This window comes from Spongiibacter sp. IMCC21906 (assembly GCF_001010805.1).
Classification (GTDB): Bacteria; Pseudomonadota; Gammaproteobacteria; order Pseudomonadales; family Spongiibacteraceae; genus Spongiibacter.
Genome location: NZ_CP011477.1, coordinates 1,412,314 through 1,434,661, shown reverse-complemented (window position 1 = coordinate 1,434,661; position 22,348 = coordinate 1,412,314). Strand labels below are relative to the sequence as shown.

The following is a 22,348-nucleotide window of genomic DNA, read 5'->3' as shown; positions in this document are numbered from 1 at the left end:
ACGATGACCGAGCCAGCAAATAAAAAACCTGCGGCCACCATGCTGATCTTATTCTGGCTGGTGTTGTTTGCTTTGCTGATCTGGGGATTCAACGATTACCTGCAAGGTCAAACTGAGCCCACCATTCGCGACGGTCAGAATTACCGCGAAGTGGCGCTGACCCGATCCCAGGGCAGCCACTATATCGCCAGAGGCAGCATCAACGGTCAGGAGGTGACCTTTATCGTCGACACCGGTGCAACTTTGGTGGCGCTTTCGCGCTCTCTTGCAGAGCAGCTCCAGCTGGATGTAACCGGCCGGGGCCAAGCCCGCACGGCGGGAGGCATTATTCCTGTCAGCTACAGCCGCCTTAACAGCGTGCGACTAGGCAATATTGAGGTAAGAAATGTGGCCGCATCCATCAGCGATGACAACCACGGTATCGACGAGGTTCTGCTGGGAATGTCATTTTTAAAAGACTTAGAGCTTATTCAAAAAGACGGTCAGCTGCTTATTCGTCAGTATTGACGCTAGCGCGAAATGAGACTGACGGCTTGATAACACCCCTCACCCACCACCTTCACCGCCAAACAGCAGCGGTGTCAGAAACGACTTGTACCAGAAGGGAATGCCGCTGACTTAAGGCCTCGGCAATTTTAGTCATTCCCACCTACGCGGGGATGACGAGCTTAAGAGTACAAAGTCAGTGCCATTAATGCCTGACCTCTCTCTTCAAATCCTGTCTGGACAGTTCAGACTAATCAAAAATACCCTTAAACCACGACCAGGCTTTTTCGCCATCGGGCACACAGCCACTGGTTTCACGGGGTTCGCTACCTTTAATAAAGGGCATGTAACGGGCATTGTCACACCATGACTGGGTGAGCTTGCCGCTCAGGCTATCCACCCATTGATATTCAATGCCCGCACTGGCGAGAAAGGCATTTGTTCGGTACTGGCTTCAGCCATAAATTGTCGCCATACACGCAGCGCACCGCTGGCTCCGGTTAAGCCGGTTGAGGAATTGTCGTCCTTACCCATCCAAACCACGGCCATATAATCACCGGCAAAACCGGCAAACCACGAGTCACGGGTTTTATTACTGGTGCCGGTTTTACCTGCCACCCGATAATCTTTGGGGAGCATTTGGTAAACACTTCTCCCCGTGCCCTCGCGTACGGTTTCCAACATGGCGTATTGCAAGGCGTGCACCGGCGCGGGATTAATAACCTGCTTAGGCTTTTGCGGGTATCGCGCCAACAACTTACCCTCATCGTCAGAGATGGCGTAAATGGTTCTTAGCGGTGTAAAGCGCCCATTGGCTGCAATGGTCTGATACATGCCCGCTACTTCTATCGGCGCCAAGGCAGCGGCCCCTAAAAACATCGACGGCACTTCCAGTAACGGTCGCTGGATGCCCAGGGTTTTAAAGGTCTCCATCACTTTGTCTACGCCCACTGACATCCCCAGGTGCGCGGTAGCTAAGTTATAGGAGTGAGACAAGGCTTCGTGCAAAGGCACAATACCGTGACTTTTATTATCGTAATTTGAAGGCCGCCACACATCGCCATTGGGCAACGGTACCGATATGGGCTGATCTCGCAGTGGCGACACCAGATTAAAGCGTTCGGGTTGCGCCAAGGCCGCCAGATAAACAGCCGGTTTAGCCAGCGAGCCAATGGGCCGCAATGCGTCCAGGGCGCGATTAAAACCAGCGTAACGGGGCTGACCGCCCCCGATTACCGCCACCACATCGCCGCTATCGACCCGGGTGACCACCATCGCCACCTGCAGGTCTTTTACCCGCTCAGACAAACTCTTTAACGCTTTCTCGGTAGCATTTTCTGCCCGGCGCTGCAGCACGGGGTCAAACGGGGTAAAAATTCTCAGGCCCTTGGTTTGCAAGTCCTGTCGTTGATAATCCCGACTCAACTGGCGTCTTACCAGATCAACATAAGCGGGATAAAAGCCTTCCAGTGCAGAGCTTTTTGCCAAGCCCAGTGGCTGGGCCTTCCACCCCGCCAACTGCTCAGAAGTCAGCCAGTTACGTTCTGCCAGCTCTGCCAACACAATATTGCGGCGCCGTTTGGCCCGCTCGGGATGACGCCAGGGATCGTAATAAGAAGGACCTTTGACCAGCCCCACCAACATAGCCGTTTGAGACAGGTTTAGCTCATGAAGGGGGCGATTGTAATAATGCCGCGCCGCAAGCCCAAAACCGTGGATGGCCCGATTGCCCTCCTGACCAAGATAAACTTCATTGATATAAGCTTCGAGAATCCGGTCTTTGCTGTAATGAATCTCGGTCAGTATCGACATGACCGCTTCTTTGGCCTTACGCCAAAGACTGCGCTCATTACTCAAAATCGTGTTTTTAACCAGCTGTTGGGTCAGCGTACTGCCACCCTGTACCGTACGGCCTGCTTTTATATTTGCCACAAAAGCACGGGCGATGCTGCGGGGCGAGATACCAAAATGCTGATAAAAACCGCTATCTTCAACCTGCAACAGGGTTTCTATTAACATGCTGGGCACTTCATCTAAGCCCAGCATCAGCCGGTCTTCGTGACGGCCGGGATAAACCCCACCGATGACCATCGGATCAAGCTGCGCTTCGGCAAGCCGACGACCCAGCTTGTCTCTGACCACGGAGACGGTGGTCGGCCCCATTTCTACTTCAATGATTTTGGCGTCCCGAACACCATCGGCAAAATCAAAAGGCCGCAGATGAATATTAAAGTGGTCGCCTTCCCGGTAATAACTACCGGGCTGACTGAATAACCGCGATCGTTGATAACCTAAGGTTTCCAGCTCCGATTCCAGCTCGTACGCTGTGAGTATCGCACCGCTGGCCAATACCAAGGGCCGAGCATAGACCTTGGCGGGCTTATCATATTGCTGATGGTCAAACGCTCCACGCACCTGAGCATCGAAGTACGCAAACACAATCAACATCAGCACCACGCCGACCAGCGATAGCTTGAGAAATAAGCCGCCCCATAGTGAGAGCTTACGGCCCTTTACGGGCTTCTTGGTGCGTTTCTTAGCCATTTAGTAAAACCAACAAAATTGCAAAACCCCCGTCAAACCGGATAATAGCGCCACTTTACCGCAAGTAACTGGCAAATAAGATGAAAAAATATCACCTCTATGGCATCGGCGCAGCGTTGGTGGACACAGAAATCCAGGTCAGCGATACCGAATTGCAAACCATGGGTGTAGACAAAGGCCTGATGACCTTAGTGGACGAGGCCCGCCAGCAAGAGCTGTTGGACCAACTGCAAGGACATTTGGTTCACTCCAAACAAGCCAGTGGCGGCTCGGCCTGCAACTCAGTTTGCGCGGCGAGTTATTTTGGCGCCAAAACCTATTTTTCAGGCAAGGTTGCCAATGACGAGTTTGGCAACTTGTTTATGAATGATATTCGTCAAGCCGGGGTGAACAGCGAATTCGATAGCCCTAAAGATCCCGGTGTGACTGGCAAGTGTTTGGTCTTGGTAAGTCCCGATGCCGAGCGCAGCATGAACACCCATTTGGGTATTAGCGCCGAGCTGTCACTGAAAGAATTGAATGAAGAAGCCGTTGCCCTATCAGATTATTACTATATGGAAGGCTACCTGGTTACCTCGGATACTGGCAGAGCCGCCGCCATTCGTGGCCGGGAAATAGCCGAGCGCAATGGCGGCAAAACAGCACTGAGCTTTTCTGACCCCGGCATGGTGGAATTTTTCCGCGAGGGTTTACAAGAAATGCTCGGTGACAACGGCGTGGACTTGCTGTTTTGCAATGAAGCCGAAGCACTGGGCTGGGCCAAAACTGAACACTTGGACGAAGCCGCAGAGGCCTTGAAACAGGTCGCCAAGACCTTCGCCATTACCCTAGGCGCAAATGGTGCACTGATTTACGATGGTCAGTCATTACACAGCATTCCCGCTGTGCCCGTTCAGGCTGTAGATACCAACGGTGCAGGCGATATGTTTGCGGGTGCCTTTTTATATGGCATTACCAACGGCTTTGGCTACCAACAAGCAGGCCAGTTAGCTACCTACGCGGCGGCAATGGTGGTCACGCAATACGGCCCGCGTTTACCCGGCGACTCCCACCAAGATGCCCTGAAAGCGGTATTTGGTTAGGACCTCCGCTGAGCAGAATAGGCAGATATGAAAATGGCGCCTTCAGGCGCCATTTTCATATCATTTCAACAAGCATCACTGCTGAATAAACCGCATTAGCTTGGGATCTGCCAGCATATTCTGTATCACTTCTACCACCAGTTCGTTCACCAAGTCTTTATTCTGTGAACTGCTGGGGGCGTTGAAAAACTTCTGCTGTTTATTCACACGATAACGGCCATCGTAGCGGCTACCGTCTTGCTTAGACGCCTCAACTTTTACCCCTGCCGACATTTTCATATCGTGACCTATACCGCTGTCTTTAGGGTGATCGTAAACCAGTGACTCAAAAATTACGTGCAAATCGGTGGTGTTAGCGCTGAGGCTACCCACATCAAAGCCCATTGCCGCCATGTATTTTTCTAGCTCAGGCTGCACCGCTAAAGAAAGGTCGTTAGCCAGACTAAAGGTGGCGGTTTCTCGGTAAACACCACCACGGCTACCCAGCACTTTATTGTCGCGCTGATCACTGACCCGGACATGCACCGGCTGGTTTTGGCCCACTTGCTTATCTGCTTCAGGGAATACCGGCGCCACCTGAATGGTTTGGGGGCTTTGCGCACAAGCCGCCAGCAACAAGGCCCCGCCGAGTACAAAAAACTGAAGAATACGATGGCTATTCATGATTTATCCTTGAGACAAAAGATCGCGTAAGTCGATGATTGCAGCATTAGCCCGGGAAATATACGAGCCCATCACCAGCGAGTGGTTGGCCAAAAGCCCAAAGCCAGTACCATTTAAGATCATTGGGCTGTACATACTTTGCTGGGTTCCCTCCAGCTCCCGAATGATTTGTCGCAGACTCACTGTGGCATTTTTGTTTTTAAGCACGTCGGCAAAATCCACTTCAACCGCTTTTAAGAAATGCATTAACGCCCAGGAGCTGCCTTTTGCTTCATAAAACACATCGTCAATTTTCAACCACGGGGTTTTCACCCGTTTTTCAGACGACGCCGGTGTCGATTGCCGCGCATTGGGGTCATTGGCCAAATCCGTATTAAGCCTAGGCCGACCCACACTGGCACTAAGACGTTGGGATAAGCTGCCCATCCGCGATTCCACCACCGTTAACCAATACCGCAAGTTATCGGCTCGGGAATAAAACTGTGCGTCTGGGTCTTTCGCATCATTTAAACGATCGCGATACGACTTAAGATGCTTAATCGCTTGGCGATATTCCGACTCAGAGGCGGGAATTGCCCAACTGTTATTGGAAAAGTTAAAGCGGGGTTCGGCCTTGGCCAGGTCCACATCTTCCTGGGACTGTGACTGGGAGCGACTAAAACTTTCTCGCATAGCCCGGCTCAAGTCACGCACCTGAATCAACACGCCATATTCCCAAGCGGGCATGTTATCCATAAACAAACCGGGGGGCGTTATGTCGTTGCTAATAAAGCCGCCCGGTTTGTTCAACATGGTTTCTGCCACATCAATCAACGCTGAAGTAGTAGCGGCCCCAACAACACGGCTGTGAGTATCTTGTTGGAAATACTGAGTCTCAGGCGGGTCTGGGGTAAAACTCCAGTAAATACCCAAGATGCTAATGACCAGTAAATACACCAGCAACACACCGCCGATAACTTTCGGCAGGGCATCGCCGAAGCGGTCGTGAAGACTCTCGCGAATACCTTGAAAAAAAGCGCTTACTTTCGCTAAGGCCATTAATGCTCCCCATTATGCTGGTGTTTGGAATGATCCATTTTTAATACGCTGATCACCGGCGCCGTAATTGTCAATTCTTCTTTATCATTTAAGCGCAAAGAAAAACTGACCGTATCCCCGTCTTTTAACGGTTTTTTTAAACCGATCATCATTAAGTGAAGGCCGCCAGGGGAAAAACTTAAGGTTTCTCCGGGGGCGATTTCCAGCTGTTCTTTCTTGCGCATGCGCATCATGCCGCTCAACTGCTCGTGACCGTGAATTTCCAGTGCAGCCACTGCATCACTGCGACCGGGACTAAGCACAATATTCTTGTCGCCATCATTTTTTAACACAAAGAAGGCAGCGGTATTTTTTTGTCCCGGCGGCAAACCCCTTACATAGGCGTCACTGACGCTCAATGCCGTCGCCGGTAGGGATAACATTAAGCACAATAACGTAACAAACAGTCTATTCACTCGTCCTCCTGTAAGCCTGCAAGCTATTTCTACTCAGGAGCAGTCTACCCAAGTGCAGTATTTTTTATCCAACCCACGTCTCAGGTCGTACACTCCCGTCCCGTGTGCACGTATACTTCGAGTCGCAACGTTCCGCTGACACTATCATACCGTCAGCACAGTGGTGATTGTATTTATGAAGTCGGTTTTATTTGTAATCATGCTCTTGATCTCAGCTTATCCAAGCTGGGCACAAGACCCTTTTGCCCAATCTGGCAGCGCCCCCTCCGAGCAAATGGCCACGGCAGACAGTGCCGGTTTTTTGCCCGTAAACCAAGCCTATCAATCACTTCTCAGCTGGGACGACGATACCTTGCTGCTGCAATGGACCATCACCAGCGGCTATTACCTTTATAAAGAACGCTTTGCTATCAGTGCGGAATTAAACGGTGACGCCCTGTCGCCCAGCATCCGCTTTGAACCCGGCAAAATAAAAGACGACCCCTATTTTGGGCGTACCGAAGTCTTTTATTACAACACCAGCCTCAGCATTAGCGGCTTGCCCAAGGATCAGCCTTTTGTCTTAACGGTACGCTCCCAAGGCTGCGCCGATGCAGGATTGTGCTATCCGCCGCAAATTCAACGCTATCAATACAAGCCTCAAAGTCATGAATTTGTTCAGGCAGATGCCACCGGTAGCACTGCGACAGCACCCGCAAAGGTCATCTCGACAGAACAAAACAGCGCACCCAGCCTGGCTTGGGTTATCACCTTCGCCATTTTAGGCGGGGCCATACTTAACTTAATGCCCTGTGTTTTTCCGGTGCTCAGTTTAAAAGTGCTCAGTTTTAGCCAAGCCGAGGATGGAAAAACCAGCAGCCACGGCGTGATCTACAGTTTGGGCGTAATCATCAGCTTTATTGTGGTCGCCGCCGTACTCATTGGCCTACAGCAAGCCGGGCAAGCCGTAGGCTGGGGCTTCCAGCTGCAGCAACCGGGCTTTGTCGCGGTCATGGCCAGCCTGTTTTTTGTCTTATCGCTAAACTTGCTCGGTTACTTCGAAATAGCGGGCCGCTGGATGAATACCGGCAGCAGCCTCAGCCAAGAACGTGGTCACAGCGGCAGTTTCTTTACCGGCGTACTGGCCACACTGGTCGCCAGCCCTTGTACAGCCCCCTTTATGGGAACCGCCGTGGGTTACGCCGCCACCCAGCCCCCGGCCATCGCATTACTGGTGTTTGCCAGTTTGGGCGCGGGCATGGCCCTGCCCGTTTTGCTGCTCAGTCTATTTCCCGGCTGGTTGGAGGCTTTACCCAAGCCCGGTGCATGGATGGAACGTTTGCGCCAATTGCTGGCGTTTCCCTTGCTCGCCTCGGCCATTTGGCTACTTTGGGTATATGGCCGCCAACTGGGCGCCAACAGCATGGCGACCCTGCTTATTGCATGGTTGCTTATCGCCTTTGCCCTTTGGCTTTGGAAGCTGGGCAGCAAAGGTAAAATTCTCAGCATAATCAGTTTGCTACTTGCCGTGTATACCGCGATGGCAGGCAACCATTTACCAAACAACTCCCAAAACTCGGGGCAATTTGATCCGGCTCAAATTGAAAAAATTCGTGCCGCTGGCAGCAATGTCTTTTTGGACGTTACTGCAGATTGGTGCATCACCTGCAAAGCCAATGAGAAGTTAGTGTTGCATACGCCGGAAATTGAACAGGCTTTTAAAGACAATAATGTTCACTATCTGGTGGCGGATTGGACACGCTACGACCCCGCGATTACCACACTTCTCGCCCAGTATGAGCGCAACGGTATTCCCCTCTATATCTATTACTCAGCAGACCCCAAACAAGCAGTGCAAATTCTTCCGCAAATACTGAGCAAATCGCTGGTCCTCAAGCTATTCGAGAGCTAGACCGAGTGTTAACACCGAAAACAATGCTTTCGGCAAAAACCGCTTAACTCCTGCAAACTTGCTGGAAACTGGCGGCTATCTTTAATTTTCACAGCTTAGTCGTTGGACTCAAGAAAACAAATAAGGCACAATCTGGCGATAATTAAACTTTGCACCGAAATGGCACAACAATGGCTTCGTTTTTAGTATTACACGGCCCAAACCTTAACCTTCTCGGCAGCCGCGAGCCCGAGGTTTACGGTAACGAGACCCTGGCCGATATCGACGCCAATTTACAGAAAATTGCCACTGAGCACGGCCATCACCTGCAGAGCCTGCAAAGCAATGCCGAATACGAATTAATAGAAAGAGTGCACCAAGCCCGGCCCGAAGGAATCAACTTCATTATTATCAACCCCGCTGCCTTCACCCATACCAGCGTGGCACTCCGGGACGCCTTGCTGGGCGTAGACATTCCTTTTATGGAAGTCCACCTTTCCAATGTTCATCGCCGTGAGCACTTTCGACAGCACTCCTATTTTTCAGATATCGCCGAGGCTGTAATCTGCGGCCTCGGCGCCGACAGCTACGAAATGGCGCTACGTGCGGCCATAAAAAAGTTTCCCAACTAAACCTTATCACTGACCTTTAAGAAGAACTAAGAGATCAACTATGGACATCAGAAAAGTTAAAAAACTGATTGAGCTACTTGAAGAATCCAACATCGACGAGTTGGAGATCAAAGAAGGCGAAGAGTCTGTGCGCATCAGCCGCAACAGTGCCAACGCCGCCATGCCAGCTCCTCAGTATTACTCGCAACCCGCACCTGTTGCCGCCGCTGCTCCTGCAGCCGCAACTGCCGCGCCAGCAGCAGAGCCTGCCCCAGCTGAAAAAGCCATCAATGGCCATGTGATCAAGTCACCCATGGTCGGCACTTTCTATCGCGCGCCCTCGCCCGGCTCACCTTCTTTTGCTGAAGTCGGTCAACATGTGAAAGCGGGCGACGTGATCTGCATTGTTGAAGCCATGAAAATGATGAACCAAATCGAAGCGGACAAATCCGGCGTGATTGAAGCCATTTTGGTAGACGACGCCGAGCCTGTTGAATTCGACCAACCTCTTATCACAATCGTGTAAGCCAACCACACCACGATTTTTCATATAAGAGGGATTGATTCGACATGCTTAAAAAAGTTGTCATCGCAAACCGCGGCGAGATTGCGCTGCGTATTCTTCGGGCCTGTAAAGAGCTCGGTATTAAAACGGTGGCTGTGCACTCCACAGCAGATCGAGACCTTATGCATGTTCGTTTAGCCGACGAATCCGTGTGCATTGGTCCCGCCCCGTCACCCCAGAGTTACCTGAATATTCCCGCCATTATCAGTGCCGCAGAAGTCACTGACGCGGTGGGCATTCACCCCGGCTATGGTTTTTTGGCAGAAAATGCCGACTTTGCTGAGCAAGTGGAAAACAGCGGTTTTGTCTTTATTGGCCCAGAACCCCACGTGATTCGCCTGATGGGCGACAAAGTGTCGGCTATTCAAGCCATGAAAAAAGCCGGTGTTCCCACGGTTCCCGGCTCTGACGGTCCCATTACCAGCGATAACGACCACACTCTGGCCGTTGCCAAACGCATAGGCTACCCGGTGATTATCAAAGCTGCCGCCGGTGGTGGTGGTCGCGGTATGCGGGTTGTACACAGCGAAGCTGCCCTGCTCAACGCTGTCTACGTCACCCAGTCTGAGGCGAAGGCGGCCTTTGGTGACGATACCGTCTACATCGAGAAATTCTTAGAAAACCCCCGCCACGTAGAAATCCAGGTATTGGCCGATGGCCAAGGCAATGCGATTCATCTGGGTGATCGGGACTGCTCCCTCCAGCGTCGTCATCAAAAAGTACTGGAAGAAGCACCGGCCCCCGGCATTCCCGACGACATTCGCCAACAAGTGGCCATGTCCTGTGTGAAGGCCTGTAATACCATCAACTATCGCGGTGCAGGGACCTTTGAGTTTCTGTATGAAAACGGGGAATTCTTCTTTATCGAGATGAACACCCGGATTCAGGTAGAGCACCCTGTCAGTGAAATGGTCACCGGCGTTGACCTCATCAAAGAGCAGCTGAGAATTGCTGGCGGCGAAAAACTGTCTCTGACTCAGGATGACATCAAGATCAGCGGTCACGCTTTTGAATGCCGGATCAACGCCGAAGATCCCAAAACCTTTATGCCCTGCCCCGGCAAGGTAAAGCATTACCATGCTCCCGGTGGTTTAGGGGTTCGGGTGGACTCTCACCTATACAGTGGTTACACCGTCCCCCCCAACTACGACTCCATGATTGCCAAGATCATCACCTGGGGCGAGGATCGGGAAATCGCGCTTAACCGCATGCGCAATGCCTTGGACGAATTGATTGTGGACGGTATCCGCACCAACACCGATCTGCAACGCGACCTGGTTCGGGACAGCGCATTCCGCAAAGGCGGGGTCAGCATTCACTACCTTGAGAAAAAGCTGAAGCTTTAATCTTCAACGGCGGGAGCCAAACTCCCGCCTACTGCCTATCAAGTATTTTCCCTGACATTTCCGCCTAGCCTCTTAGCCGGTATCTTTTCAGCAGATAAGGACGCACGACTTATGACCTGGTTGCAATTGCGCCTCGACGCCGACCCCAGCTCCGCCTCTGAACTTGAAGATGCCTTAATGGAAATTGGCGCATCTGCCGTCACCATGGAAGACGACGCCGATCAACCACTGTATGAGCCACCCATCGGCGAAACACCTGTTTGGCAGCATACCCGAGTCACAGGTCTCTTCCCTGCAGACACCGACATGGAAAGCCTGCTACCCGCACTGGCGGCTTTTTACGGCCAGGCACTGCCACCCCATCGCACCGAAATCCTTGAAGACCGAGACTGGATTAGAGAGTGGATGGACAGCTACCAGCCCTTACAATGCGGCAACAATTTGTGGATTTGCCCCAGCTGGCGAGAGCCGGTCGATCCCGATGCCGTCAATGTCTTACTCGACCCCGGCCTGGCCTTTGGTACTGGCACTCACCCCACCACGTGGCTGTGCTTACAATGGTTAGACAGCCAGGCCATCGCCGGAAAAACCGTTATCGACTATGGCTGTGGCTCTGGGATTTTAGGGATCGCCGCCTTGTTACTCGGTGCCAACAGATTAATCTGTATCGACAGTGACCCGCAGGCATTGCTGGCAACCCGCGAGAATGCCCGGCGCAACGATATTGACGAAACCAAAATTCAGTGCCTGCTGCCCGACGAATTCGACAACAATGTACAGGCTGATGTGCTGCTGGCAAATATCCTTGCCGGACCCCTATTACAGCTCGCACCCCGACTCACCGGGCTAGTCAAAAACGACGGTTTAATTTGCCTTTCTGGCATTCTTGATACCCAAGGCGAACAGCTACTTGAATGCTATGGCAATGGCTTTCGTGAGCTGAGCCTGACCTCTAAAGAAGAATGGGTTAGGATAAGCGGCATAAAAACAAACTAAGGTGCTATAAGAAGGTGCCATAAGAAGGCGCTATGTAGTTGACGACCACCAGCAACTACCACCTTAAAACAGGCCAAGCTCAGACAACGACAACGCTATGCAGACAGACACGACCCAATGCCCCGCCTGCCACACCCGTTTTCGGGTGAACCCAGAGCTGTTCAAGGTTGCCGAAGGATTAGTGCGCTGTGGCCGTTGTCAGCAGATATTTAATGCCGCTCAAAACACCGCGCTGCCGACCCTGGAAACGCAACTCGATACCAGTCCCTCATCAGCGCAAAGTGACCCTCCCTCCGCGGAGCTCAGCGATGCCGATAACACTGAAGACAGCAAAAATGCGCCGCTCGAAAATAGCGCCGAACACAATGCCGAGGCCCAGGCAGACCTTAACGATCCACTCACACTGTTAAATTCTCTGAGCACCGTCAACCACGATTTTGAACACCATATGCCACCAGCAAAACCCCGACGCTGGACTTGGGCACTGGGTAATCTCATCGTTTTTACATTGCTGCTATGGCAATTGGCATGGTGGCAAATGCCCCAGCTCCTGGCCAGCCCGGTAGCGCCCTATGTCGAATCATTTTGTGCTAGCTGGCAGCTGGATTGCCGCCCCACGCCCCCAGCGACAACCCAATCACTCGAAAATTTAACCACCCGCAAATTGGTGGTACGTAAACACCCCGAACACAGCGATGCGGTTATTGTCGACACCCTGCTGGTCAATACCGGCACAGAAAGCCGAGATTTTCCAGGTTTGTTGTTGCGTTTCAGTGACATCAATGGCCGTACTCTAGCCAGCCGAATATTCCAACCAAGGGAGTATTTGCAAGGAGAGCTAAGCTCGCTAAAATCCATGGCCAGCCAGCAACCCATTCATGTCGTGCTGGAGATCCGTGATCCCGGCAGCCAAGCCGTAAACTATCAAATGCGCCTGGTCGCGGCTAAAGGCCAAAACCGCAGTCGATAATTGGTTATTTTCTGAGCGCAAGTCTTCCGAAGTCTGCCTTGAACGAGTATCATAGCCGCCCGCTTTTTGTCACTTAACCGTCCAGCTCGGGGCATTGATCGATGATCAAAATTGGTCCTCACAACTTGCAGTCCCGGGCCGTTTTGGCGCCGATGGCCGGCACCACTGACCTGCCCTTCCGCAAGCTCTGCCGGGGCTATGGTGCAGGATTGGCGGTGGCAGAAATGCTGATTAGTGACCGCCAGCTCTGGCATACCCGCAAAAGTTATCTGCGGTTAGCCCAAGCGGAGGGCGACATCAATGCAGTGCAAATTGCTGGTGCCGACCCAGAGATGATGGCCGATGCCGCTCAGGGCTGTGAAGCACTGGGGGCAGATATCATTGATATCAATATGGGCTGCCCGGCCAAAAAAGTGTGCAAAAAAGCTGCAGGCTCGGCCTTGCTTAAAGAGCCCGAACTGGTGAAACAGATTCTGGACGCCGTGGTTTCTGCGGTGTCCGTTCCGGTCACCCTAAAAATTCGCACTGGCTGGTCACCCGAGCACCGTAACGGTGTAGAAATTGCAAAGCTAGCTGAGGATTGTGGCATCGCTTCATTGGCTGTTCATGGCCGTACCCGCGCCTGTCGTTTTAAAGGTGAAGCCGAGTACGACACCATTGCCGCCATTAAACAGGCCATCTCCATCCCGGTATTTGCCAACGGGGATATTGATTCAGCCGAAAAAGCCGAATACATATTGCAGCGCACTGGCGCAGATGGGGTGATGATCGGTCGAGGTGCCCAAGGCCGCCCTTGGTTGTTCAGAGAGATTAATGAACGACTCAGCGGCAGCACCAGCAAAACGCCACTTAGCGGTACAGAAATAAAACAAACCATGCTGACTCACATCAGCGATTTACACCAGTTTTACGGTGAATTTCAGGGACTGCGGATCGCACGCAAGCATGTCGCGTGGTATTTGCAAAACCTAGGCAACGACGCTGACTTTCGACGCCTGTTTAACGGCATCGACTCAGCCAGCGGACAACTAGATGCTGTGCATGATTTTTTTGAACAGCACGCCCAAATCTTACAGGAAGCTGCAGCATGAACTTACACGCCATTGATGCCGAGGTTATCGGCGCCAGCCCAGAACCCAGCAACGCTGATATCGCCAAGGCAAAAACACTGCGCGACAGTGTTGCCATTGCCTTAAATGCCTACCTGTCCAGCTTGGACGGTCAAGATGTTTGTGATGTTTACAACATGGTGCTCAGTGAAGTGGAAGCCCCACTTTTAGAAGAGGTGATGAAATACACCCGCAACAACCAGACCCGCGCCTCTCAGCTGCTGGGACTGAATCGCGGTACGTTGCGCAAAAAACTCAAGCAATACGATTTGCTATAAGCACATTCACGCTATTTTTCTTTCATTACTCACAGGGGTAAGCAACAAGGCATGACTACTGAGCAAGCAGGCCGTCCAGTAAAACGCGCACTCATCAGCGTGTCAGACAAATCCGGCATTGTCGACTTTGCCCGCGAACTGACCGATATGGGCGTGGCACTTCTTTCAACCGGCGGCACCTTTCGCCTGCTGCAAGAAAATGGCATCGCCGTCACCGAAGTGTCTGACTACACCCACTTTCCCGAAATGATGGACGGCCGGGTCAAAACCCTGCACCCCAAAGTACACGGTGGCATCCTGGGCCGCCGGGGTACCGATGATGCCATTATGGCCGAGCACGGCATTGATACCATCGACATGGTGGTAGTAAACCTTTACCCCTTTGAAGCCACCGTCGCCAAAGAAAACTGCAGCCTGGAAGATGCCATCGAGAACATCGACATTGGCGGCCCCACCATGGTTCGCGCCGCAGCAAAAAACCATCGCGACGTGGCCATCGTGGTCAACGCCGATGACTACCAGACCGTACTGGATGAAATGCGCGCCAATAACGGCAGCACCACCCATGCCACCCGTTTTGACCTGGCCATTAAAGCCTATGAGCACACCGCCGCTTACGATGGTGCCATCGCTAATTACTTTGGCCGCTTGGTACCCGGCGGCAGCGACAAGTTTCCCCGCACCTTTAACAGTCAGTTTGTTAAAGCACAGGAAATGCGCTACGGCGAAAATCCGCACCAAGATTCAGCCTTTTATGTAGAGCGTCACCCAGCCGAAGCGTCCATTGCGACGGCAACCCAACTACAGGGTAAGGAACTGTCCCACAACAATATCGCCGATACCGACGCCGCATTAGAGTGCGTCAAATCCTTTGTTAAACCCGCTTGCGTCATTGTAAAACACGCGAATCCCTGCGGTGTCGCTGTTTCATTAAACGGCATTGGCGAAGCCTACGAACTGGCTTTTGCTACCGACAATGAATCTGCATTTGGCGGCATCATCGCCTTTAACCGCGAGCTGGATGCCGACACGGCAAAAGCCATCTGCGATCGTCAATTTGTCGAAGTGATTATTGCCCCCAGCGTGAGCGAAGAAGCCCAGGCGATTGTTGCTGCGAAAAAGAATGTGCGCCTGCTCAGCTGTGGCCAATGGGATCAAAGCCAAGCGGCACTGGACTTTAAACGCGTTAATGGTGGCATGCTGATACAGGATAGAGATTTGGGCATGATCACCGCTGGCGAGTTAAAAGTGGTTAGCAAGCGTCAGCCCGAGCAAAGCGAAATTGACGACATGATTTTTGCGTGGAAGGTCGCCAAGTTTGTTAAGTCTAACGCTATTGTTTACGCCAAAAACCGTCAGACCATTGGGGTGGGTGCTGGCCAAATGAGCCGTATCAACTCCGCACGCATTGCTGGCATTAAAGCCGAGCACGCAGGCCTGCAAGTCGCTGGCGCGGTGATGGCATCCGATGCCTTTTTCCCCTTTCGGGACGGTATCGACAATGCCGCTCAGGCGGATATTCGCTGTGTGATTCAACCCGGCGGTTCTATTCGTGATGAGGAAGTGATCGCCGCCGCCGACGAGGCGGGTATGGCAATGGTATTCACAGGAATGCGTCACTTCCGCCATTAAGCGGCCACAGGCCGGTCTTTTGTGACGATAGGCGACGTTCAAAATGCGCTCAGTGTCTTTGTGTATTAACACGACACTCCCACCCTGCGCGCATTTTTGTCTTGTCCTTCCCACAAACTTCCCGGTCTGATACCACTGAAAAAATAGAGACAGAATTTTATGAACGTACTGATTATTGGCAATGGCGGCCGCGAGCATGCGCTGGCGTGGAAGGCAGCACAATCACCGCAAGTCCAAACGGTGTATGTTGCCCCAGGCAATGCGGGCACCGCGCTGGATAATAATATTGAAAACATCGATATCGCGGTCAATGATTTTGCCGGGCTTGCTGAATTTGCCGAAACGAATAATGTCGGCCTGACAATTGTCGGCCCTGAAGCTCCTTTGGTTGACGGTGTTGTTGATTATTTTCAGACAAGAAACCTGCCCTGCTTTGGCCCCTCAAAAGGAGCCGCCCAGCTGGAAGGTTCCAAAGCGTTCACCAAAGACTTTCTTGCCCGCCACAACATTCCCACCGCAGCCTATCAAAACTTTACCGAGCTTGAGCCTGCACTGGCTTACCTCCGTGAGCAAGGTGCTCCCATCGTCGTGAAAGCCGACGGCTTGGCCGCAGGCAAAGGCGTGATTGTTGCCGAAACCCTGGAGCAGGCAGAAGCCGCAGTAAAAGACATGCTGTCTGGCAATGCCTTTGGCGATGCCGGTTGCCGGGTAGTGATCGAAGAATTTCTCACTGGCGAAGAAGCAAGCTTTATCGTCATGGTCGACGGTAAAAATATTTTACCGATGGCTACAAGCCAAGATCATAAACGGGTTGGCGATGGCGATACCGGCCCCAACACCGGTGGCATGGGGGCTTACTCTCCCGCGCCGGTAGTCACTGCCGATGTTCATAACCGCATTATGGCCGAGGTTATCAAACCCACCGTTGAGGGCATGGCGGCCGAGGGCAATGACTATACGGGTTTTTTATACGCGGGACTCATGATTAACGACGCGGGTGAACCCAAAGTCATTGAGTACAACTGCCGCTTTGGCGATCCAGAAACCCAGCCCATTATGCTGCGTCTGCAGTCGGACCTGGTCGCATTGTGTCAGTCCGCTCTTGCCGGAAAATTGGACAGCGTTACCGCTGATTGGGACCCCCGTCCCGCCGTCGGTATCGTGTTGGCCGCTGGCGGCTACCCCGGTAGCTATAACAAAGGCGATGAGATCACTAATATTCCCGCTGAAACTGCAGACAGCAAAGTATTTCATGCTGGCACTACTTTGCAAGATGGCAAACTTTGCACCAATGGCGGTCGTGTGCTCTGCGCCACCGCAATGGGTGAAAAAGTCAGCAGTGCACAGCAGCTTGCCTATGAGATTACCAAGCAGATAAAGTGGCAAGATGCCTTTTACCGTAGCGACATTGCCTACCGCGCCATCGCCCGGGAATAAACTCCTGCCCCGGGTCGCGCTATTATTAGCAGCAGGTCTCATCGGCCTGCTGCTAACCGTCAGTGCCTTCGCCGCGCCAACCTTAGTGCTGGATGAAGACTACGAATCACGCTCCCTCGCCGCTTTTACCGATTTATTATTGCTTGCCCCAGAAGACCAGCATTCAATAACAGATATCCTGAGCCCGCCGTTTGCCCAGCAATTTCGTCCGGTCGAAAATGGCGACTTAAAAGCCCCCGCCAACAACCACAACCTCTGGCTTCGATTCACTATCCACAACCCCACTGCAGAGCCCACACTGCATATTCTTGAAGTCTCGCCGGCCAATTTAAACCGCGCAGAACTTTATCGCGGCAGCCAGCGTCTTGATATGACCCCACTGCCAACGGGGTTAATGATGCGCAGTCATCAGTTGTTTTCCATTACGACCCCGGCAAGTGCAAGCGTCAAATACCATCTGCATTTAGCAAGCCCGGTAGAACAGCCGGTTTTTTTACAGCTTTTGGACTATGCCAGCCTGGCCCAGCAAGTCGGCCAGCAGGAATTAGTCAGTGCTGTTTTTATGGGAATGCTACTGGTCGTGGTGATTTTCACCACCGCCAGGGCCTTTATCTTTCACGATAAACTATTTCTAACCGTCTCCGCCTATACCTTGCTTACCATTGCTTACCATGGTTTTGCATGGGGATATTTCGGTGACGCTCAAGGCCTCTTACCACCTTGGGACCGGCCTCTTATGGCCGTTATTCTTTTACTGCTGGCTATGGCCGAGCTCTGTTATGGCAAAAGCTTTCCGGTCTTCTCCCAAGATAAGCCCGGCGTATGGCCCAAACTCTTTAACCTCATGACGGCTGCCTTGGTTTTCGCAATGGTCACCGTTTTCTTCGGCCAGAACGTCATTAGCACAATCCTTGTTAATACGACCGTCTCAACCACTATTATCTTGCTTAACATCTCGGCCCTCTGTTGCTTTTTATCCACCTATAGCCGTCTTATCCTGGTGTATTTGATCACCCGCACATTTACGGTGCTGATCTATTTAGTCGCCCTACTAGCCTATTATCGAGACCTGGCCAGCCCCGAAACCGTCAATAGCATTTTTATGTTGATATCTTGCACAACGGTATTGATACATTCTGCACTGGTGCTGGCCCGTCATCGTCAAAAACAACATCAACGGGCTGACGAAAACCAGCGCATTGCCGTACTAGGTGAAGTCAGTCGCGCCAAAACCGATATTGTTGCCCGCATCACCCACGATATTCGCACGCCCCTGAGCGCTATGCTGGGTGCCTCTGAGCTAATGCAAGAGACCCAGCTCAGCGGCGCACAAAAAGATTATGTGCGAACGTTGCAGCGCTCCAGCCAAGAACTACTGCAATTTTTGGAAGAGGCCGGCCAAACCGCCCGCTTTAACGAAAACGATATTGAGTTGAGCACACAGCTCATTAACTTGCCGGAACTGATCACCGACACCTTATCCAGCTTTCGTAATATCGCCGCCGAGCGAAACCTGGAGCTGATCTGCGACATTGAACACAAGACAAATGAATGGGTGCTAGGCGATCCATCCCGAATCACGCAGTTACTTAGTCACGCGATGAATAGTGCCTTTGAACGCAGTGAGGCCGGACATCTTCTGCTACGGGTTTCAGGTGGTGACGCCTCTCTTAATGAAATTAACTTTCAGCTCTCGCACTTGGGTAGACCTTTTACCCAGCAAGAAAAAAACGCGCTGGATCACAATGCGCCAAACCAAGACAGCCGAATTAATCCCCGTTTCGCCATTATCGGCCAACTCGTCTCACTAATGGGCGGGCGCATCAACGCCCGCACCTCACCAGAAGGCATCAACAAGCTGCACTTTTCTTTGCGCCTCAGCGTGCCCAAGCAACTGCCGTCGCCACAACCTAGCAAAATGCCTGAACTACAGAACCGCCGCTTGCTGGTGATTGATAAAAACCAGACCTTTTGCGACATCATCTGCAAGCAATGTGAGCACTGGGGGATGGTGGCACACAGCGCCCTCAACGAGCCAAATGCCTTGGCCTTGCTACATAATCAAAAACTACTGGGGCAAAATATTGATATTTTGCTTATCGATTACAACCTGCCCACCAGCACTGGCCTTGCCTTTGCGCAGCGGGTCTATAAAGAATCGGCCGAGAACAAAGCACCACTCATGCTGCTGCTCGCCCACACTAATATTAATCTACCCCAACAAGAACTAGCGGCAGCTGGGGTACGCAAAATATTAAACAAGCCCCTTAGCGGCTTGACCCTTCGCCACGTACTGACGGCTGAATTACATTACGATGCCGCGAAGGAAAAGCAAAAGCCCACCACTACAAAAAACGTATTACGCTGCCTCGTTGCCGAAGACAATGAAACCAATGCCCAAGTCTTAACTCGCATGCTGGAAAAGCTCGGCATTACGGTCACCCTGGTGGGTAATGGCCAGCAGGCAATGAATAGTTTTATGCGTGAAGAATTTGACCTGATTATTATGGATATTGAAATGCCCATTATGGATGGCGTAGAAGCTACCCGGCAAATTCGCAGCTTTGAATTAGACCAACGCCCTGGTCGCATCCCTATTTTTGGTCTTACCGCCAATGCTTTAGACGAACAACAAGGTATTAACCTTGAGGCCGGGATGGACCTGCATTTAATAAAACCCATCCGGCTATGGGAGCTGCGCGAAGCCATCAAACGCTGGACTCACTTTAACCCCAAAGATAGCTAAGGCAGCTCTGCACATCATTAGTCGTTATCAATATCAGGTATACTACCGGCAGACAGGAGGGCGTATGACCAGACAATTTTCATTTCTCGATCAAGCACTCATTGGTGCCGACCGGGGGCTCAAAACCTTAATTAAAGGTAGTGCTAAGGCCGCAAGAGCCATGCCTCAAGCAAAGCCAAGCCAGGCAGACGGCACAGCTGCGGCACGGCAGAGTGAAGCCCAGCGTCGTCATACCGCAGGCTTAATGCGTATCAACCATACCGGCGAAGTGTGCGCCCAGGCCCTTTACCAAGGTCAGGCCCTCACCGCCAAATCAGCCCAAGTCAGAGAGGCCATGGCCCAATCGGCAATAGAAGAAGTGGATCATTTGGCATGGTGTGAAACCCGCCTAAAAGAACTCGGGGCACACACCAGCCATTTAAATCCCTTATTCTATGCAGCCTCTTTCACCATTGGTGCCGTCGCTGGCGCCATTGGCGACTCGGTGAGTTTGGGCTTTGTCGCCGCCACCGAAGACCAGGTTTGTGAACACCTGAAAGAACATTTAGCGGCGCTGCCGAAAGAAGATGAGAAAACCCGCGTAGTGTTGAGTCAAATGCTTGAAGACGAAGCAGAACACGCAAGCAAAGCCATGTCCGCTGGAGGCTTGGCCTTTCCGCTACCGGTAAAAAAAGTCATGACCTTAATGTCCAAAGTCATGACCAAAACCACCTACCACGTTTAAAGCGAATATCTCCCAGCAACAGCCCCCCGACAACGGCTAACACTTACCCGCAATCGGCGGATGGTGAATCATCTGTACCATATTTCCATCGGGATCTAAGCAGTAAAAACTGCGGGCGCCATCCCGATGCGTTCTCGGTTCAGATTGGCAAGTCACCCCGTTTGCTTGCAAAAAGTCATACCAGCCATCGACATCTTCGGCGGCATTGAGAATAAAACCAATATGATCCAAACGCTGACCTGCCAAGGGGCGCGCCTCACCTTGATAACGATGCAGTGCAAGGTTGTCGCAACCGGAACATAAATAAATATTATCTTCGTCTGGCTGCCACTCTACCGCCATACCCAGCAATGCAGTGTAAAACCACAGTGTTTTATCAAAGGCTTCAACAAACAGTGCTATATGTCGCATTCCACCGTGGGGCTTAGGACGCTGCATATTTCTACTCCGCTTCTACCATCTCATAGCTGTGACTCACAACCACCCCTGCCTTTTCCATCATAATAGAGGCAGAACAATATTTTTCAGCCGACAGCTCAACAGCGCGCTTAACGTGATTTTCTTTAAGCCCCTTGCCGCTGACAATAAATTTGAGATGAATTTCGGTAAACACTGCTGGCACCGCATCGGCACGTTGCGCATCGAGTTCACAGCGACAATCAGCAACGTCTTGGCGGGACTTTTTCAACATGCTCATCACATCAAATGAAGCACAGCCTCCCATTCCCAGCAATAACATTTCCATAGGGCGCACACCCATATTGCGGCCACCGTGATCTTCAGGACCGTCCATCACCACCGAGTGGCCACTTCCAGACTCCCCAAGAAACATCGCTCCGTCAACCCATTTAACTGTCGCCTTCATTGCATCTCCGTGCTGTTGTGACAAAATGGGGAGCTTATCACAGCCCAAATATTCAAGCTCGCCATTCGCCGCCAAGCACGGCATACTTAACAGATAACAAAGATAGATACCTCGCTTCGCTATTAAAGAGACACCGCCTGTGTTCAACACCTTGAATCACGATATACCAAGTCTGGAAAATTTCCTCAAGCAATGCCATCGGCGTCGTTACCCTACTAAAAGTACTCTGATTTATGCTGGTGATGACAGCGACGCGCTCTACTATATTATCGAGGGCTCCGTCACCGTCATTATTGAAGATGATGAAGGTCGCGAAATGATTGTCGCCTATCTCAACAAAGGCGATTTCTTTGGCGAGATGGGAGTCTTTGATTCCGACATCCCCCCCAGCCGCAGCGCATGGGTGAAGAGTCGCACCGAATGTGAAATCGCTGAAATCAGCTACAGTAAATTTCAGGAAATTCGCGATCAATATCCCGACATTCTTGCAGCCTTAGGCAGGCAAATGGCCAAGCGCTTACGCCTGACTACCCGAAAAGTTGGCGACCTCGCTTTTTTGGATGTCACCGGCCGGGTTGCCCGCACCTTACTCGACCTTTGCAAACAACCCGACGCGATGACACACCCCGACGGTATGCAAATTAAAATTACCCGCCAAGAAATTGGCCGCATTGTTGGCTGTTCTCGAGAGATGGTTGGCCGGGTCCTAAAAACCCTTGAGGAACAGGGATTGGTACAGGTGAAAGGTAAAACAATGGTGGTGCACGGAACACGCTGATCGCTGTTTTCTGCTATTTCAACACTGTTTTTTTGTAAAGGGCCTTAACGGCCCTTTTTAGTTTCTGAAACGTATTTTGGACACACTGCTGCATTGATTTGAATTCGTTTTAACTTTTATTTTGCAAAAAATAAAACCTGAAAACGAGGTCGA

At 51.8% G+C, this 22,348-nt stretch carries 22 protein-coding genes; 15 read left to right on the top strand and 7 right to left on the bottom strand.

Features of this window, described 5'->3' with window-relative positions; all coding sequences use genetic code 11:
* Positions 1 to 3 precede the first annotated feature (3 nt).
* Complete coding sequence (locus IMCC21906_RS06545; RefSeq protein ID WP_047011494.1) at positions 4 to 507, top strand: TIGR02281 family clan AA aspartic protease; 504 nt, start codon at positions 4 to 6, stop codon at positions 505 to 507.
* Between the two features lie 229 nt (positions 508 to 736).
* Here IMCC21906_RS06545 and IMCC21906_RS16970 read toward each other — a convergent pair whose 3' ends face one another.
* On the bottom strand, positions 737 to 886 hold the full coding sequence (locus tag IMCC21906_RS16970) for a hypothetical protein (RefSeq protein WP_197085964.1): 150 nt from the start codon (positions 884 to 886) through the stop codon (positions 737 to 739).
* Positions 874 to 3,030 (bottom strand): penicillin-binding protein 1B, encoded by a 2,157-nt coding sequence (gene mrcB / locus IMCC21906_RS06540; protein WP_197085963.1) that lies wholly within the window; start codon positions 3,028 to 3,030, stop codon positions 874 to 876. The genes IMCC21906_RS16970 and mrcB overlap by 13 nt, the downstream gene beginning before the upstream one ends.
* An 80-nt stretch (positions 3,031 to 3,110) precedes the next feature.
* On the opposite strand from mrcB, the gene IMCC21906_RS06535 reads away from it, so the two are divergent.
* The gene (locus IMCC21906_RS06535) at positions 3,111 to 4,112 is read left to right on the top strand and encodes an adenosine kinase (RefSeq protein WP_047011493.1); all 1,002 of its coding nucleotides are present in this window, start codon (positions 3,111 to 3,113) and stop codon (positions 4,110 to 4,112) included.
* A gap of 75 nt (positions 4,113 to 4,187) precedes the next feature.
* Here the strand turns inward: IMCC21906_RS06535 and IMCC21906_RS16270 are convergent, their stop codons facing one another.
* From IMCC21906_RS16270 to IMCC21906_RS06520, 3 genes are read right to left on the bottom strand one after another with little or no spacing between them, the layout of a single operon-like run.
* Positions 4,188 to 4,775, bottom strand: coding sequence for a YajG family lipoprotein (locus tag IMCC21906_RS16270; protein ID WP_052763405.1), 588 nt, complete (start codon positions 4,773 to 4,775; stop codon positions 4,188 to 4,190).
* 3 nt (positions 4,776 to 4,778) lie between these two features.
* Positions 4,779 to 5,813, bottom strand: coding sequence for a DUF2333 family protein (locus tag IMCC21906_RS06525; RefSeq protein WP_047011492.1), 1,035 nt, complete (start codon positions 5,811 to 5,813; stop codon positions 4,779 to 4,781).
* Positions 5,813 to 6,268: a copper chaperone PCu(A)C gene (locus IMCC21906_RS06520; protein ID WP_052763404.1), complete on the bottom strand. Its 456-nt coding sequence runs from the start codon at positions 6,266 to 6,268 to the stop codon at positions 5,813 to 5,815. Before IMCC21906_RS06520 ends, IMCC21906_RS06525 begins: the two co-directional genes overlap by 1 nt.
* Positions 6,269 to 6,443: 175 nt before the next feature.
* Here IMCC21906_RS06520 and IMCC21906_RS06515 point away from each other — a divergent pair, with 175 nt between their 5' ends.
* The 12 genes from IMCC21906_RS06515 (at position 6,444) to coq7 (ending at position 20,552) form a co-directional block, all read left to right on the top strand.
* Complete coding sequence (locus IMCC21906_RS06515; RefSeq protein WP_047011491.1) at positions 6,444 to 8,159, top strand: protein-disulfide reductase DsbD; 1,716 nt, start codon at positions 6,444 to 6,446, stop codon at positions 8,157 to 8,159.
* Positions 8,160 to 8,329: 170 nt separating this feature from the next.
* Complete coding sequence (aroQ, locus tag IMCC21906_RS06510) at positions 8,330 to 8,770, top strand: type II 3-dehydroquinate dehydratase (RefSeq protein ID WP_047011490.1); 441 nt, start codon at positions 8,330 to 8,332, stop codon at positions 8,768 to 8,770.
* Between the two features lie 40 nt (positions 8,771 to 8,810).
* The gene (gene accB, locus IMCC21906_RS06505; protein ID WP_047011489.1) at positions 8,811 to 9,275 is read left to right on the top strand and encodes an acetyl-CoA carboxylase biotin carboxyl carrier protein; all 465 of its coding nucleotides are present in this window, start codon (positions 8,811 to 8,813) and stop codon (positions 9,273 to 9,275) included.
* Positions 9,276 to 9,319: 44 nt separating this feature from the next.
* Positions 9,320 to 10,660 carry an acetyl-CoA carboxylase biotin carboxylase subunit gene (gene accC / locus IMCC21906_RS06500; RefSeq protein WP_047011488.1) on the top strand — a complete coding sequence of 447 codons (1,341 nt, stop codon included), beginning with the start codon at positions 9,320 to 9,322 and terminating at the stop codon, positions 10,658 to 10,660.
* Between the two features lie 111 nt (positions 10,661 to 10,771).
* The gene (gene prmA, locus IMCC21906_RS06495) at positions 10,772 to 11,656 is read left to right on the top strand and encodes a 50S ribosomal protein L11 methyltransferase (RefSeq protein WP_047011487.1); all 885 of its coding nucleotides are present in this window, start codon (positions 10,772 to 10,774) and stop codon (positions 11,654 to 11,656) included.
* A gap of 97 nt (positions 11,657 to 11,753) precedes the next feature.
* Complete coding sequence (locus IMCC21906_RS06490; RefSeq protein WP_047011486.1) at positions 11,754 to 12,626, top strand: zinc-ribbon and DUF3426 domain-containing protein; 873 nt, start codon at positions 11,754 to 11,756, stop codon at positions 12,624 to 12,626.
* A 101-nt stretch (positions 12,627 to 12,727) separates the two neighbouring features.
* Entirely contained in the window at positions 12,728 to 13,717 is a 990-nt protein-coding gene (gene dusB / locus IMCC21906_RS06485) for a tRNA dihydrouridine synthase DusB (RefSeq protein WP_197085962.1), read from the top strand.
* Complete coding sequence (gene fis, locus IMCC21906_RS06480) at positions 13,714 to 14,013, top strand: DNA-binding transcriptional regulator Fis (RefSeq protein ID WP_082117385.1); 300 nt, start codon at positions 13,714 to 13,716, stop codon at positions 14,011 to 14,013. Before dusB ends, fis begins: the two co-directional genes overlap by 4 nt.
* 51 nt (positions 14,014 to 14,064) lie before the next feature.
* Positions 14,065 to 15,645 (top strand): bifunctional phosphoribosylaminoimidazolecarboxamide formyltransferase/IMP cyclohydrolase, encoded by a 1,581-nt coding sequence (gene purH, locus IMCC21906_RS06475; protein ID WP_047011485.1) that lies wholly within the window; start codon positions 14,065 to 14,067, stop codon positions 15,643 to 15,645.
* A gap of 159 nt (positions 15,646 to 15,804) precedes the next feature.
* Positions 15,805 to 17,082, top strand: a complete 1,278-nt coding sequence (gene purD, locus IMCC21906_RS06470) for a phosphoribosylamine--glycine ligase (RefSeq protein ID WP_047011484.1) — start codon at positions 15,805 to 15,807, stop codon at positions 17,080 to 17,082.
* Positions 17,033 to 19,828, top strand: coding sequence for a response regulator (locus IMCC21906_RS06465; RefSeq protein WP_047011483.1), 2,796 nt, complete (start codon positions 17,033 to 17,035; stop codon positions 19,826 to 19,828). The genes purD and IMCC21906_RS06465 overlap by 50 nt, the downstream gene beginning before the upstream one ends.
* Before the next feature lie 64 nt (positions 19,829 to 19,892).
* Positions 19,893 to 20,552 carry a 2-polyprenyl-3-methyl-6-methoxy-1,4-benzoquinone monooxygenase gene (coq7, locus tag IMCC21906_RS06460; RefSeq protein ID WP_047011482.1) on the top strand — a complete coding sequence of 220 codons (660 nt, stop codon included), beginning with the start codon at positions 19,893 to 19,895 and terminating at the stop codon, positions 20,550 to 20,552.
* Positions 20,553 to 20,588: 36 nt separating this feature from the next.
* On the opposite strand, the gene IMCC21906_RS06455 is transcribed toward coq7, so the two are convergent.
* On the bottom strand, positions 20,589 to 20,990 hold the full coding sequence (locus IMCC21906_RS06455) for a VOC family protein (protein WP_047011481.1): 402 nt from the start codon (positions 20,988 to 20,990) through the stop codon (positions 20,589 to 20,591).
* 4 nt (positions 20,991 to 20,994) lie between these two features.
* Positions 20,995 to 21,417, bottom strand: a complete 423-nt coding sequence (locus IMCC21906_RS06450) for an OsmC family protein (protein WP_047013201.1) — start codon at positions 21,415 to 21,417, stop codon at positions 20,995 to 20,997.
* Positions 21,418 to 21,556: 139 nt separating this feature from the next.
* On the opposite strand from IMCC21906_RS06450, the gene crp reads away from it, so the two are divergent.
* The gene (crp, locus tag IMCC21906_RS06445; protein WP_047011480.1) at positions 21,557 to 22,195 is read left to right on the top strand and encodes a cAMP-activated global transcriptional regulator CRP; all 639 of its coding nucleotides are present in this window, start codon (positions 21,557 to 21,559) and stop codon (positions 22,193 to 22,195) included.
* The last annotated feature ends 153 nt before the right edge of the window (positions 22,196 to 22,348 follow it).

What these genes read in the sequence shown, in the direction of transcription:
- IMCC21906_RS06545 (WP_047011494.1), top strand. Translation starts at nt 4, where the DNA reads ATGACCGAGCCAGCAAATAAAAAACCTGCGGCCACCATGCTGATCTTA.
- mrcB (WP_197085963.1), bottom strand. Translation starts at nt 3,030, where the DNA reads ATGGCTAAGAAACGCACCAAGAAGCCCGTAAAGGGCCGTAAGCTCTCA.
- IMCC21906_RS06535 (WP_047011493.1), top strand. Translation starts at nt 3,111, where the DNA reads ATGAAAAAATATCACCTCTATGGCATCGGCGCAGCGTTGGTGGACACA.
- IMCC21906_RS16270 (WP_052763405.1), bottom strand. Translation starts at nt 4,775, where the DNA reads ATGAATAGCCATCGTATTCTTCAGTTTTTTGTACTCGGCGGGGCCTTG.
- IMCC21906_RS06525 (WP_047011492.1), bottom strand. Translation starts at nt 5,813, where the DNA reads ATGGCCTTAGCGAAAGTAAGCGCTTTTTTTCAAGGTATTCGCGAGAGT.
- IMCC21906_RS06515 (WP_047011491.1), top strand. Translation starts at nt 6,444, where the DNA reads ATGAAGTCGGTTTTATTTGTAATCATGCTCTTGATCTCAGCTTATCCA.
- aroQ (WP_047011490.1), top strand. Translation starts at nt 8,330, where the DNA reads ATGGCTTCGTTTTTAGTATTACACGGCCCAAACCTTAACCTTCTCGGC.
- accB (WP_047011489.1), top strand. Translation starts at nt 8,811, where the DNA reads ATGGACATCAGAAAAGTTAAAAAACTGATTGAGCTACTTGAAGAATCC.
- accC (WP_047011488.1), top strand. Translation starts at nt 9,320, where the DNA reads ATGCTTAAAAAAGTTGTCATCGCAAACCGCGGCGAGATTGCGCTGCGT.
- prmA (WP_047011487.1), top strand. Translation starts at nt 10,772, where the DNA reads ATGACCTGGTTGCAATTGCGCCTCGACGCCGACCCCAGCTCCGCCTCT.
- IMCC21906_RS06490 (WP_047011486.1), top strand. Translation starts at nt 11,754, where the DNA reads ATGCAGACAGACACGACCCAATGCCCCGCCTGCCACACCCGTTTTCGG.
- dusB (WP_197085962.1), top strand. Translation starts at nt 12,728, where the DNA reads ATGATCAAAATTGGTCCTCACAACTTGCAGTCCCGGGCCGTTTTGGCG.
- fis (WP_082117385.1), top strand. Translation starts at nt 13,714, where the DNA reads ATGAACTTACACGCCATTGATGCCGAGGTTATCGGCGCCAGCCCAGAA.
- purH (WP_047011485.1), top strand. Translation starts at nt 14,065, where the DNA reads ATGACTACTGAGCAAGCAGGCCGTCCAGTAAAACGCGCACTCATCAGC.
- purD (WP_047011484.1), top strand. Translation starts at nt 15,805, where the DNA reads ATGAACGTACTGATTATTGGCAATGGCGGCCGCGAGCATGCGCTGGCG.
- IMCC21906_RS06465 (WP_047011483.1), top strand. Translation starts at nt 17,033, where the DNA reads ATGCCTTTTACCGTAGCGACATTGCCTACCGCGCCATCGCCCGGGAAT.
- coq7 (WP_047011482.1), top strand. Translation starts at nt 19,893, where the DNA reads ATGACCAGACAATTTTCATTTCTCGATCAAGCACTCATTGGTGCCGAC.
- IMCC21906_RS06455 (WP_047011481.1), bottom strand. Translation starts at nt 20,990, where the DNA reads ATGCAGCGTCCTAAGCCCCACGGTGGAATGCGACATATAGCACTGTTT.
- IMCC21906_RS06450 (WP_047013201.1), bottom strand. Translation starts at nt 21,417, where the DNA reads ATGAAGGCGACAGTTAAATGGGTTGACGGAGCGATGTTTCTTGGGGAG.